This is a genomic window from Halorubrum halodurans, assembly GCF_002252985.1.
Lineage (GTDB): Archaea > Halobacteriota > Halobacteria > Halobacteriales > Haloferacaceae > Halorubrum > Halorubrum halodurans.
The window spans coordinates 1-12,785 of sequence record NZ_NHPJ01000130.1 but is presented as its reverse complement, the minus strand read 5'-3'; the positions used below and the strand labels follow the sequence as shown (position 1 = coordinate 12,785).

General features: G+C 47.8%; 10 protein-coding genes and 2 pseudogenes. 5 read left to right on the top strand and 7 right to left on the bottom strand.

Annotated features, from left to right (window positions below):
- Positions 1-94 precede the first annotated feature (94 nt).
- Together DJ70_RS14635 and DJ70_RS14630 are read right to left on the bottom strand one after the other, a co-directional pair.
- Positions 95-1,627 (bottom strand): flippase, encoded by a 1,533-nt coding sequence (locus DJ70_RS14635; protein WP_094534269.1) that lies wholly within the window; start codon positions 1,625-1,627, stop codon positions 95-97.
- On the bottom strand, positions 1,624-2,556 hold the full coding sequence (locus DJ70_RS14630; protein ID WP_094534267.1) for a polysaccharide deacetylase family protein: 933 nt from the start codon (positions 2,554-2,556) through the stop codon (positions 1,624-1,626). The genes DJ70_RS14635 and DJ70_RS14630 overlap by 4 nt, the downstream gene beginning before the upstream one ends.
- Before the next feature lie 105 nt (positions 2,557-2,661).
- On the opposite strand from DJ70_RS14630, the gene DJ70_RS14625 reads away from it, so the two are divergent.
- Complete coding sequence (locus tag DJ70_RS14625) at positions 2,662-3,861, top strand: O-antigen ligase family protein (RefSeq protein WP_143421051.1); 1,200 nt, start codon at positions 2,662-2,664, stop codon at positions 3,859-3,861.
- Positions 3,862-3,875: 14 nt separating this feature from the next.
- Here DJ70_RS14625 and DJ70_RS14620 read toward each other — a convergent pair whose 3' ends face one another.
- Complete coding sequence (locus DJ70_RS14620) at positions 3,876-4,970, bottom strand: glycosyltransferase family 4 protein (protein ID WP_143421050.1); 1,095 nt, start codon at positions 4,968-4,970, stop codon at positions 3,876-3,878.
- Between the two features lie 163 nt (positions 4,971-5,133).
- Here DJ70_RS14620 and DJ70_RS14615 point away from each other — a divergent pair, with 163 nt between their 5' ends.
- Positions 5,134-6,201, top strand: a complete 1,068-nt coding sequence (locus tag DJ70_RS14615; RefSeq protein ID WP_094534261.1) for a glycosyltransferase — start codon at positions 5,134-5,136, stop codon at positions 6,199-6,201.
- 45 nt (positions 6,202-6,246) lie between these two features.
- Here the strand turns inward: DJ70_RS14615 and DJ70_RS14610 are convergent, their stop codons facing one another.
- The 3 genes and pseudogenes from DJ70_RS14610 to DJ70_RS17855 form a co-directional block, all read right to left on the bottom strand.
- Positions 6,247-7,377 carry a glycosyltransferase family 4 protein gene (locus tag DJ70_RS14610; protein WP_094534259.1) on the bottom strand — a complete coding sequence of 377 codons (1,131 nt, stop codon included), beginning with the start codon at positions 7,375-7,377 and terminating at the stop codon, positions 6,247-6,249.
- Between the two features lie 204 nt (positions 7,378-7,581).
- A complete protein-coding gene (locus tag DJ70_RS14605; protein WP_094534257.1) occupies positions 7,582-9,144 on the bottom strand; it encodes an alkaline phosphatase family protein in 1,563 nt (520 codons plus the stop codon).
- Positions 9,145-9,762: 618 nt separating this feature from the next.
- A pseudogene (locus tag DJ70_RS17855) lies at positions 9,763-9,966 on the bottom strand (hypothetical protein); the annotation flags it as partial.
- Positions 9,967-10,129: 163 nt separating this feature from the next.
- Between DJ70_RS17855 and DJ70_RS14595 the strand changes: the two are divergent.
- The 3 genes and pseudogenes from DJ70_RS14595 to DJ70_RS18070 all read left to right on the top strand — a co-directional run.
- Positions 10,130-10,357 carry an antitoxin VapB family protein gene (locus DJ70_RS14595; RefSeq protein ID WP_053772541.1) on the top strand — a complete coding sequence of 76 codons (228 nt, stop codon included), beginning with the start codon at positions 10,130-10,132 and terminating at the stop codon, positions 10,355-10,357.
- Positions 10,344-10,757, top strand: coding sequence for a type II toxin-antitoxin system VapC family toxin (locus DJ70_RS14590; protein ID WP_094534255.1), 414 nt, complete (start codon positions 10,344-10,346; stop codon positions 10,755-10,757). Before DJ70_RS14595 ends, DJ70_RS14590 begins: the two co-directional genes overlap by 14 nt.
- Before the next feature lie 105 nt (positions 10,758-10,862).
- A pseudogene (locus DJ70_RS18070) lies at positions 10,863-10,997 on the top strand (twitching motility protein PilT); the annotation flags it as partial.
- Between the two features lie 411 nt (positions 10,998-11,408).
- Here the strand turns inward: DJ70_RS18070 and DJ70_RS14580 are convergent.
- Positions 11,409-12,620, bottom strand: a complete 1,212-nt coding sequence (locus DJ70_RS14580) for an orc1/cdc6 family replication initiation protein (protein ID WP_094534253.1) — start codon at positions 12,618-12,620, stop codon at positions 11,409-11,411.
- Positions 12,621-12,785 lie beyond the last annotated feature (165 nt).

Sequence of the window (12,785 nt, the reverse complement as noted above, 5' to 3'; positions counted from 1 at the left end):
GTATTTATGTCCGTGAGTATAACCAATGTGGTATTCAAAAAGGGGGAATAGAATGTACTTTGAGAATGGATTCATACCATAACCTACAATAATTTTAATGGTATTTTTTAATAATCTGTTTTACACGACCTAGATTTAGTCCAGTACGCTCTTCGAATCGTTCAAGCAGAAGAATGTCTGTGTGGCTAAGACTCCTAGTCAGGAATACCGACAGGAGGTGGGCGATTGATATCAGAATTCCAGACATAATTAATAATAGGAGTGAGAGGTCCTCATGTCCAATCAGTCGTCTCAAACCAAGAGTAAATAGAAGTGTCGGAATGAGTGGCTTAATATTATTCATGGAAAACGGATGAATTTTAATAGCCCAGTATATAGCAACGAGTTCAATAAGATTATATACTCCGTATCCAATTACGGTCCCAATTGCTGCTCCTGTAATCCCATACTTCGGGATTAGAATAAAATTTAGCGTGATGTTAACGAGAACAGCGGGGACAACCGAGTAGAGTTCGATTTGAGTCCGGTTGATTGCCTTCGTCATGTCTCCGTTGAGACCTACAATTGCTCGTAAAAACAGGCCCGATGTTAGAACAGCCAATGCGGGCGCAGCGGGTACATACTTGCTACCAAAGAATGCACGAACAACATCGGGTGCAAACAGCGTGAACAAGAGGACGGGTGGGAACGTAGCGGTGACAATCCATTTTGTGGAGACTGTGTAAATTCGATTTAGGGCATCAAAATTATCATCTTCATAATACTCAGTTGCAATTGGGAGAAAAAGAAACGCAAATCCGACAAGGACGAATGTATTAACTTGCCGAAGAGGCTGGATCGCTCGATAGAGACCGACCGACTGTGGTTGTATAAAATATCCTATCATAAGAATATCGATGTTCGACAGTAAGAGAAAAAACGTTGATCCAACCGCGAGTGGCCACGAAAATGACCAGAGTTCAGATATCATTTTTTGATCAGGAAGGTGACTGATGACTCGTCCTAATGAGAGTTCTCCATGAAGATAGTACCCAGTGAGTAAAACCATGATTATAGGCGTCGTAACCCAGTAGGCGACAGCACCGAGGAATGCCTCGCCAGAGAGAGCGAAAATGCCGAACAGCAAGACAGCGCCGATACGCGGTCCAAGATCACGAGCGACAGTTGCCTCCAGCGATCGCTTATATGCTCGGAGCGCACTAAACGACACTCGGGAAATATTAGATGCAATAAAAAAAGGAAGGAAGGCGATCAGTAGCTTCGGGAGTTGATCGTCGTTAAGATATGCCGCCAGTCGAAATCGAATAATAAATATCGTAATTGCCACCCCAAAACTAGCGAAAAGTGCGAATGTGTACCCCGCTCGGAGCACACGACGGTGAGAGTTGACTGTCTGTTTAGCGGATATCAAGCGAGCAACACCTTTGTCGCTACCCAGCAGCGCTAGACCCGCAGCGGTTGAAACTATCGTGTAGGCAAGTGCCACGTGTCCAAACGATGTCGGGGTTAAGGACCGGACGATGAGAACTTGGCCTATGAGGCTGAGCACTTTTCCGACCACAGAACCAATAAAAACGATTACGGCACTCTTTGCTAGACTGCCTAGGGAGTCATCAAGAGAGGTCATACTCTTGTCTCAAGATCACACATCCGATTTATTTGTAGTCCTTCGTTATCACGCCAGCGGGAAGCTACTGTAATGAGTTGATCAACGATATCAAGCTGTGCTTCGTTGGCCATATCGTGGAGATGTGTCCAGAAGTGAGCGTGTTTATTTTCTACAACCGCCCGCTCTAGCGCATCTTCAATATATCGGCGGTGGATATATTTCCGTACGCGGAACGGAATCGAACGCAAGACAGGATGGATTGTTTTCTGTCCTTGGGCTACGTGCGGTGCGGTCATCGACTGTGTGACTGATGTATACGTGGTGATGAGCCCATCCTCCGTAACCGGTTCCGTTACAGGATGGTTCTGGCTGAAGTACCACCACAGCAACGCCAATTTATTCTCCGGCATCTCCCCAGTCGCCTGACGGACCACTTTGATCCCATTCCGTTTGAGAACCTTTGGGTCCATCCGCTGGTGGCGTGGTGGAACGATTGACTCTGCTGGTTTATTGAACTTCTTCCGGTGGAGTTCCTGTGCCTTCTCAAGATCTGCGTCTAGTTGAGCCGTAGTGAACTCCTCGCCGAGTACGTGAGAAAATGTGTGTGTACAGATTTCGTGTTTGATTTCAGCTGCTTCGATCATATCAATAAGATCGGGCGCGTAGAATAATGGATCCAAATCCACGTCTGTTCCAGGATCAGCGTTGAACCACCCTGTTGGGCACCGAGGATCATGTGCGCCAGAACAGTTGTCTAAAAACAGATGCCCGACGACATCAAACGTAATCGGTATCTCAAACCTGTCACAGAGAGCAAGTAGTCTCTTGAGAGCTTTAGTCTCTCTATCTCGATCCTTAGACAGCGCAGCATACTTGTTCGGCCGCTGTAAATCGTGATAACCCCATGCGAGTTCTATCTCTACGCTGAAAATAGCCGACCCTGACATTCGAATAGTTATACGAACACAACCATGTGTGAAGTGGCTTCTGGTGAGTGACCACCATCTGGCTATCGTGAAGTTCTTATATTATTCGATTTAAGCGACCAACCTGTGACAGATAGTTCCCCAATTGAAAATACTCTTGTTCAGCTAACTATATTCTCCATCCCATTCGGAGTGTTTTCTGTTGAGACTGGTATCGTCAATATTTCTCTTCCAAATATGTTAATTATACTGACAACACTCTATCTAACCGCTCTTACGTATTATAATGGTAAAATTACTATTGCGAAGGTACAGGTACTTGTGTTTGTCCTGTTTTGTACAGTGTTAGCAACAATATTAACAACCACACTGGTTCAACAAGGATCTCTCCGAAGGCTTGTTACGTATATCGGATACTTATTAGTTGCGATTATTCTATTCTTGAATATTAAATCGATCTCAGACGCAGAGCGTGTGCTGCGGGCGGCATTTCTCTCAGCTGTGGCGATTAGCGTTCTAACGGTAATTCATTCACTCACCTATCCAGTCGGACTACCGTTTGGACAAGCATATTTAGGCCAAAGGACGGTTGTGGGATTGACAATCCCGTTTCAGAGGACATTAGGACTGCCCAATATTTCGTATGGAGGATTTGGAATGATGTTAATGATTGCTACTCCCTACTATTTATACAAAGGAATAAAAAATCGTAGTAAGGGTATCCTGCTTGCTGTATTGGTGGTCGCCTTTGCTATCATGATAAGCCAATCTCGAAGTACATGGGCGGCGACTAGTGTAGCCATATTTATTATTATTACTACTTATATTTTAAAACGATACAATCGAAAAGTAAAAATTGCGTATGTGTTTGGGATATTAACTCCAGCATTAACGTTACTCCCATCTATTGTCGAGGCTTTAATCTCTATCAGATCTGGGTCACTTTCGTCTCGGATCGAACAATATCAAGTTGCACTAAACCTTCTCCAGTCGAACCCTCTCACTGGGGTTGGCCTCAATAATATATCTCAGTATTATTCTGAGTACATTATACACAGCGGGTTCTTAAGGATTGGCGCAGAATCAGGCATTATTACCCTGTTATTAGTTACTTTGATTTGGATAATTCCATCTCTCTTTACAATTAAGGGGATTTTTTCATCGTCTGGTCACACTATGATTCGTACCGGAGTAATTGCTGGTATCGCCGCTATGGCCATAGAAGCGAATATATCTCCAGGATTTAGCAAGGCCCCATGGATTCTGTTGGCTACTGGCTTGGGAATTTATTTCGTAGCCGGTAGCACTACACAGACCGATTCCTAACCTCTCGATCTTATTTATACTTTAGTAAGACCTACAATCTTATAGCCCCTATACAGACAGCATCTGACACGATCCCAGTTTCGTTCGTCAGCACTGTTCATACCATTTTCAACGATAGTCTGGCGTAGTTCTTTATCACGAATCAGTCGGAGTACGCTTTCCGCGATTGACTCTGTAGTTTGTTCAGCCAACAGCCCGTTCTCCTCGTGATCGATCACGTCTGGAATGCCACCGACGTCGGTCGCCACCACCGGTGTACCTACATCATGGCCTTCCAGTACGACGCGAGGCACGCCTTCAGATTTCGATGGAAGAATGAGGATATCAGATCTGCTGAGGTAGCACAACGTCTTTTCGTGGCTAAGTGAACCCTCAAGAGTGACCTGCTCTTTGAGATTCATCCTTCTACAGTATTTAATAAATTCTCCTTGAGCCGGCCCATCCCCAATTATTGTGAGGTGTACATTGGACTCATGCTCACAGATAATCTCAAATGCGTCAAGTAGATCAAATATCCCTTTTGCTTCTCTTAGTGATCCAATATATATTAAGTTAGATACTGTCTGAGAGTCGGCGACGAACCTGTAGTCCTGTACATAACCTGGATTAATTACTGGTAACCTGATAATTCGGTCTCTAGGAACACCATTCTGTGTCAGAATCTTATCAATATTTGACGCACAACTGAACCAAACTGGTGTATAGCCCATCTGAACAATCCACGGCCGAAAGGCTTCATCTCGGCAATCATAGGCTATTGGGACCTGAAAGAGGGTCGAAACAATAGCGAGGCTAATAACTGAAAATGAAGAGGCATGTGCATGGATGACATCAACACCTTCTTTCATTAATGTAAATATCGAAAACACACCAACGATGACTGCCTCAAATAGTACACGTAAGATCGTCGGCAAAGTGCTCAACCGTGGAAGTAGTCGGTAAACAGAAACACCCTCTTCTCGGATAATTATCGACTCTTCTGAGAGATATTGTGTCAAAACAACATAATTTAAGTCGCTTTTTGTTGTGTCAATAAGATTTGAGTAGAACGTAGCAGCGCCTCCTTCTGATGGAGGGAACCTAGGGGTGAACAAGTAGACTGTATCCACACTTGGTGATAGTTCTATCAATAAAAAAATATTCTGGAAGGCAAGCCGACAGCTCAGACCACCACAACTAATATCCCACCTGTTGACTGACCACTATAGTAGAGGTAACTGATTTTTCCCAAGATGATTTTAAAGATTACAGACAAAATAAGCATATGAGCCAATGAAAGCAGCTGTACTACAGAACTCGGTGGGTGTTGGAGGGAGAAGTAAAGTATTGGCTAAAGCTATTGAATCGTTAGATGAAAACTCATATTCAGTTGACATTCATACACTAACTGGGCTAGAAGGAGTAACGCGGTTTCTCAATTATTACCAGATAGAAAACGTAAACGTAACTGGCGTTTCTCACCGTGGATCTAGTGTACCTTCATCAACCTATCAACAGCCAGTACTGAATTTCGCAGTACGAGACGATTTAGGTCAATATGACCTTGTGTTTAACTCAAACAACTGTATTCGGTTCCTCCCGCTAGGTCCTAGATATGTACACTATGTACACTTTCCTACACCACTGATTCCCAGAGTTGATCCGAAATATAACCAGCTATTATACCGTATCGCGTCAGCTCCACTTACACTCCTGTCCTCACTGACGCCTGCGCAACCAGATGGTCACGTCTTTACTAACTCTAGTTTTACACTTAATTATACAGAAAAAGCGTGGGATTTGATAGAACCACAAGTATTGTATCCTCCTGCCTTGGAATCAGTTATGCTCAGAGAGTTCACTGGTGAGGGTGTAGTATCTGTTGGCTCGTTCCATCCAAATAAACGCCAGATGTTCCAGTTACAAATAGCAAAACAATTTCCGAACACTAAATTCCGAATTATTGGGTCACTTGCCTCAGAATCGTACTACAAAAAATGTCGAGAATACGTTGCCGACAACGGACTAGATAACGTAAGTCTATTAACCGATATTTCAGATCAACGGTTACGTGATGAACTCCACCGTAGTCGGGTGTTCATTCATACGATGGAGAATGAGCACTTCGGAATTGCTCCTGCTGAAGGAATGAACCATGGTTGTATACCTGTAGTTCACAACTCGGGTGGCTTACGGGAAGTTGTTCCCGATCCTGAATTCCGTTTTAATAGTATGTCTGAATGTAAAGCTATTCTGGATGATGTCTTATCTGGTAGTTGTCCCCCAATAAGAAGCATTAAGACTCATCTAGAGCAGTTCACTGAAGAAAATTTCAAAATAACTCTTTCCGAACACTTTTGATAGGCTCTTTTGGCCCAGTTAGTATCTGTTAAAAGACTGTTTAATTTAGGTTTGTCGTTTGATGTTAGAGCAAAGACGTTGGTATAACTGGCTAATCTCTCGTTGCTCACGCTCTACACTGAACTGCTCTACTTGCGATTGACATGACTCGGACATCTCTTTTCGTAGTTCGCCTGAATTGAGAAGGCGGCTGAGGGCATCAACAAGAGCACCAACATCACCAGGGTCAATCAGTAGCCCACTCTCACCATGAGAAACTTGTTCCGGAATACCCGCGATCCGGGTAGACACAACTGGAGTTCCAGACGCTAGGGCTTCTGAAACTACTCGTGGCGTCCCCTCACGATAAGATGGTAGTACTAACACATCCGAGGCTGCGAGGAGTTCAGGTACATCCTCCCGATATCCTAGCAGATGTATTGATTCTTCAAGTCCCCGGCTCTCTATTTCTCTTCTCAGATCGGATTTTAGAGGTCCATCACCAGCAATTAGCAGATCAACGTCGTAGCTTCCTAATTGCTCACATGCTTCTATGAGGTCAAACAGGCCCTTCCCATCTTGTAACCGACCGATGAAGAGTAATCTTAATTCCGTATCAGATTCTGGGAGGGGAGCTGGCGCTTCATTCTTGAATCGATTTAAATCAATACCATGATATATTAGCTTATATTTGTCTTTTGTGCCTATCCCTCTATCAATGAATGAACGTTGAATTCTCTCCGATTTTACAATAATTCTTGTCGTAAGTGGCGCAGAAAGACGTTCCATACACAAAATAAATGTGTTTAGTGCTGTGTGGCGATCCTCTGCGATCGGATCACCATGAATCTCGTGGAGAACAACTGGTGTTCTAGCTATTGTTGCTGCCCAACGACCGATTATTCCTGCTTCTGTGCTATGTGTGTGAATTAACTCGATATTCTCCTTACGAAGATACCGGGCAACTTGGACCACAGCTGGTATACTGCGAGCCAACGAATAGTGTTCGATTTTTTCAAAGCAGACCGTTTTGATCCCCATGTCCTGAATTGTGGCCACCCGCTTAGGATCATGCTCTTTACCGAATCCAAGATGTATCTCATACTCTTGATTTTGTAGGCCGCGTATCTGATTCTTCACTGTTTTTTCGGCCCCTCCACCGATGAACCGAGTAATTAAATGGAGTATACGAGTCATATATGCTTCTGGAAATCCGTCAACCGATCTGTTCTGTACTGCTTAATTGGGCTACTGAGCGTGGGATCATCAACTTGTCCCATCTGGACGAAAGACTGTAACTGAGCGAGAATGGTATTATATACCCTCGGAATATACCCAAAATGAGAAATGGAATAACTCAGATTGGACAAAAAATACTTTTCACAACAGGATATTAACTTCCTATTCATTAAGATACCCGAGATCAGACAACCTAGAGTGGATACTGTCATTAGTCTCTTGAGCGATTCCAGTACCTGCTTCAACCCAACTGATATCTTTCACTTCAGATTCAGTAGAATGGATTGCCGCGTCTTCAGAGAAGAGCTCGTACCGTGGATTTCCGTCCATACTCTTTGGAATTACTGCGTTGTGTAGCGATAGTAATGTCGGTGCAAGATCTGTAATACGAAGATCATCAAGGACAACTTTTGGGTCAATCTCCGGCCCGTAGGCCATAAACAGGCCAGTATCTTTATTCTCTCCTGCCCAGGTTTCAGGATTCCCGAATACTTTCTCTACTCCAATTCCACCATTAATATGGATGTTAGGAGCTTGATCCAAAAGAATATCTGGTCCGTCATCCGTGTATGGGCCACTATACACGGACTCGGCGGGCCGTGCCTCTCTGATTACGAGACCGCCCCCAGGACTCCGGAGCCCGCTAAGTTTGTCTAATAGTTCTTGTTTAATTCTCTGTCTTTCAGTTTGAGAATCTGCGATCACGTAAAGTGGTCCCTGCCCGCTTGCTACTGCGGTGGATTCCTTCCAGTCAATTAGTTGCCCTTTTGCACTTCGTTTAACTCGGCCTTTAGAGTCTGGTAGGAGATCTTGTACATCAGACGGAACGATCCGGCTTAACAACCATTTAATATGGAACCGGTTCAGTACGGGTCGTATCCGATCTTGGGTTATCCCAAGTCGTTTCATTACGTCATTTGCCCCCGTCTGCGTGACTAAGTATCCATGCTGTTCAAGCCACGTATTGATATTGAACTCTACGTCAATCGGATTTGACCCATGATCCGACATAACGAACAGATGGTCTAACTCGTCGTTGTCAAGCAGTACTCCAATATGTTCATCAATAATTTTCCACGCATTCTGGACAACCTCACGGTCCCAATAAAAGTGATGTAGAACATTAATGTAGAATACTGTTGCGTGAATCAACTCATACTCGCCAGATTCAAGACGGTCTTCAAGAACTTGGAAGCGCTGGTCGATCAGACGGTGGATCTCATCAACGCAATCAAGACCTTGGTTATCCTTTGATAACTGAGAGAGTAACTCTGGGTGTACCTGGTACTCATACTTACTGCGGAGGTTCTCCTCCAATTCAGGGGGGTACGTATAATCGACTTGATCACTTCCTGGTCCTCCTGCGATGAACTCCCCATTAATTTTGGAAGGGGGAAAACCAGTTGGAAAATTTATAATAGATGCCTGACCATCTAGAAGATTCCAGTACTCGCCACCATCGAATTGTTCGGATGAACTAGTGGGTTCGATCGACTGACTGTCTCTGTCAATTTGCTCCCACCAGAATACGCCAAGTTTCCCCGGGTTCAGGCCGCTAGCGTAGCACCGCCAGTTTGGACAGGTTACTGGAGGAAGCCAACTTTGCATGTCCATCGCTGCTCCCTCCTCTGTGAGTTTTTTAAGATTAGGCAGTTTCCCAGAATCAATCCAGCTATCTATTAGTTCAAATGCTGCTCCATCCAGTCCAAGTACTACTGTAGTCATTAGTTGGAAGTCTATTGTTAATCGCTACTCATGCTGTTTGTGCCAAACACGATACTCGGTGCTTTGTACTGTATCGTCACAGGGCTATGATGATAAGGAAGCCTACTACATTATTACTTTGTTGATGAGGCTCTCTCTGATCCAATAATATTACAATATTTTAACACTTATTTATATTTGATACCTATTCTCTCGACATTGACGTTGTTGACCTTTTGAAATCTGTACCAACGCGCCTGCCCGCCTGCGCAATCCAGTGAACTGACTACGTCTCTGTTGAGGCTGAATATAAGAACAATATAAAGATGTCGACCACACTCGTCAACGCTGATCGCGCATACGCCATGGGCCGGCACGTCATCTTCGTCTATACCTCATAGAAAAACGCACAATGTGGGTTCAACCACCTCAGTCACCCGTACAACGACGACCTTACAGATCGGTCTGATGGCGGTGTTCGGCTGTACAACCGAACAAAACCAGCGCGGTGAACTGACGATCAAATTCCGGTGATGAAAGGCAGCATTTCAACGACCTGGGAGGTGTTTAGTCGCGGTCGGATCGTCGCCCGCGTCGAAGGTATTCGCATCGCTGTGGGCGCACCTGGTGGCGGGAGTATCAGGTACTCCTCGTGGGCAACGACCACTCCCCGACCCTATTGAGCGCGCTATTCAACTCGAAGCACTCCCGGACGACATCGCTGTCCGCGACCCGATACCGGCGTGGTGACGTGGTCGGAACGTCCTCAATGAGTTCGACCTCACACAAGAAGTCGGTGTAGTTACCAACGGTTTGGCGCGTGACGCCGGCGTGTGCTGCGAGTCCAGCTTGATGAAAACGCATCGGTTCCGGAAACGTCTGGTTGACATCTTCCCGCGACAGGAGCAATCTAGCCGGTGGACGAGGAGATCGTCGTCACCGTGAGCCCTTCGGCGACGGCTTCCGCGCCGCTATCGATTTACGTATGGGTACCCATACGCAATGTATGAGCAAGAACATCGCGATCAGCGACGACGTGTACCGTCGACTGAAACGCGAGAAGGGCGACCGGAGTTTCAGCGAGGTGATCGCCGACAAACTCGACGGCGGCGGTGAGATCTCGGATGTCACCGGCCAAGGCATCTTCGACGCCGAAACGCCCGACAAGGTCACTGATGAGATCGAGCGGTTGAGCGAGGGAACGATGGATCGAGTCACCGATGAAGATCTGTGACACGTCCGTCCTCGTCGATATCGACCGCGGCGGGGTCGACGGAAAAGTCGCTGCTCTAGACGAAGCGGGCCGACACGCGATCAGCATCGTGACGGTGACCGAACTCCGGCTCGGCGTGGACCTCCAGTACGAACGAGGGACAGACCGACATCAACAGGCGATCGACGACCTCGATCGCCTCCTCTCGCGGTTCGACGTGCTCTCGATATCGCGACCGGTCGCGACGACGGCCGCGACGATCATCGCGACGCTGCGACGAGCCGGTCGGCCGCTCGATGATCTCCACGACGTGTATATCGCCGCGACTGCCCGAACACGGAACCTCCCGGTGTTGACCGCGAACGTCGATCACTTCGACCGGATCGACGACCTCCGCGTCGTCGACTGGGAGACGTTCTAAGGTGGTCCGATCGCGGGCACAGACAGAGCGAGCAGCGAATCCGTACCGCGAGGAGACGCAGGGAAGACCTCTGGGACCCGGTCGCCGATATCTTGTGACGTCATTGTCGTCACAGGGCTCTCCGGAATCTGTGCCGTTCCGGTCGTTCGCGAGAAACTCGAAACCGGCGTCGATACGCATCCGTATCTTCGGCCGGCACTCGATACACTCGACGACTGGAGTCCGGTCGCGACGATCTCAGCGTCGCAGAGGGCATCTGCCGAAATAACATAATGGTAGGTTCCGCACCACCACGTATGACAATCGCCCGTGACGACGATGTTCTCGGCGGTAAACCTCGAATTAATCTGCCAGCAGCACAACGATCGCCAATTTCACTCGGTGCCTAATGTGTGAGAGTAAGCTGTGTAGTATTTATACACTATCCAAACGCGGTCTAGAAGAGATAGAATTCGTCTGTTGTGTACCTCACTCGGTACAGGGTCGGTGGCATTTCATGAGCTGAAGCATTTACCGTATCCTTAGTTCATCGCCACCCCCACCCCACCATGTCAAGTGTTCTTCCCGGGACGGAACGGGACCGCTGAGACTCTACCATCTCTAATGTTTGTGCGACTCCGGCCAGGGCCACCCGAACGAAACCGATCGAACTCATCCGATCCGTGCTGCCACGCCCTCCGGGAGCGCAATAGAATCAAAATCCCGAACGACATCGCCGACAATATCGAGATCGACGTCGAACTCGTACTGATAGTAGTGTCCGCCCGCCCGCCCCTCGTTTTTCATCTGCCGATCAAGGATGCCGAGCATCGCCAGATCCGCGAGGTGGTCGTGCATACGACGACGAACGAGCGGGTCGACGTTGGAGCCCTCCGCGATACGTCGATACAGCGGGTACACGTCGCGGATCCGCGCCGGGGTCTCCTGCTCGAACGCGAGCTGTAACATGGCCACGAGCGCGAGATGCCCGTGTTTCGTCAGCTCGCGCATCCCGTGTTCGACCTGACTCTGTTCGAGTTTCTCGCGAGCCTGATGGACGTGGTCCTCTGTTAGTCGCTCCTCGCTGTTCGTCCGCGCAATCTCACCGGATTTATACAGAATGTCCAACGCCTGCCGGGCGCTCCCCGTGTCCTGGGCCGCGATGGCGGCACACAGCGCGATCACGGCGTCGTCCACCGCGTCGTCGTACATCGCCCCGGCCACTCGCTCTTCGAGGATGGCGCGCAGTTCCGGGGCGTTGTACGGCGAGAAGTGAATCTCCTCCTCACAAAGGGTGTCTTTCACCTTCGGAGAGAGGTCGTCTCTGAAGCCGAAATCGTTGCTGATGCCGATCACGCCGGGTTTCGCTTTCGAGAGGTAGCCATTTGAGCGGGCTCGCGGGATCTCATACAGGATTTCGTCGTCGCTGCCGATGTGATCAATTTCGTCAAGGACGAGGAGGACTGTCCCGCCAATCTGATCGAGTTCCTCATACAGGATATCAAACACACGCTGTTGGGGATACCCGGTCGTACTGATCCGGTCGTCTGCGGGTCGCAGTTGGTTCACGAGATTAACTGCGACTTGGTAGGACGACGAGAGGTTCGTACAGTTGAGCCAGCAGACCGAGAGTTCGACGTCGTCGTACTGCTCTGTATCTCGTTGTAGCTGCTTCAATAGATAGCGGGACACCGCGGTCTTCCCGACGCCCGTTTTACCGTACAGGAAGATATTCCGGGGTTGTGCGCCGTTAACGATCGGCTGAAGCGCGGCCGTGTACGTCGAAATCTCGTCCTCGCGAGCGGTAATCGAATCCGGTTGGTAATCCTCGCGGAGCATGTCCTCGTTGCGGAAGATCTCTGTGTCCCGTGTGAACGTCGCCATCCTCTGTCACGTTTGATTCCGTCCGTACGGATAAACCCACCGTGTCAAGTGTGTCGTGTGTAAAATCAAATAGTCACAGTCTATCGGTTTGCACTTGACGTAGTGGAGTGTCACTCGGTCAGCCCTCATCGATAATAACCGAACGGAACACTCGACACAGTGGGG

Coding starts and splice junctions, on each gene's coding strand:
- DJ70_RS14635 (WP_094534269.1), bottom strand. CDS start 1,627: ATGACCTCTCTTGATGACTCCCTAGGCAGTCTAGCAAAGAGTGCCGTA.
- DJ70_RS14630 (WP_094534267.1), bottom strand. CDS start 2,556: ATGTCAGGGTCGGCTATTTTCAGCGTAGAGATAGAACTCGCATGGGGT.
- DJ70_RS14615 (WP_094534261.1), top strand. CDS start 5,134: ATGAAAGCAGCTGTACTACAGAACTCGGTGGGTGTTGGAGGGAGAAGT.
- DJ70_RS14610 (WP_094534259.1), bottom strand. CDS start 7,377: ATGACTCGTATACTCCATTTAATTACTCGGTTCATCGGTGGAGGGGCC.
- DJ70_RS14605 (WP_094534257.1), bottom strand. CDS start 9,144: ATGACTACAGTAGTACTTGGACTGGATGGAGCAGCATTTGAACTAATA.
- DJ70_RS14595 (WP_053772541.1), top strand. CDS start 10,130: ATGAGCAAGAACATCGCGATCAGCGACGACGTGTACCGTCGACTGAAA.
- DJ70_RS14590 (WP_094534255.1), top strand. CDS start 10,344: ATGAAGATCTGTGACACGTCCGTCCTCGTCGATATCGACCGCGGCGGG.
- DJ70_RS14580 (WP_094534253.1), bottom strand. CDS start 12,620: ATGGCGACGTTCACACGGGACACAGAGATCTTCCGCAACGAGGACATG.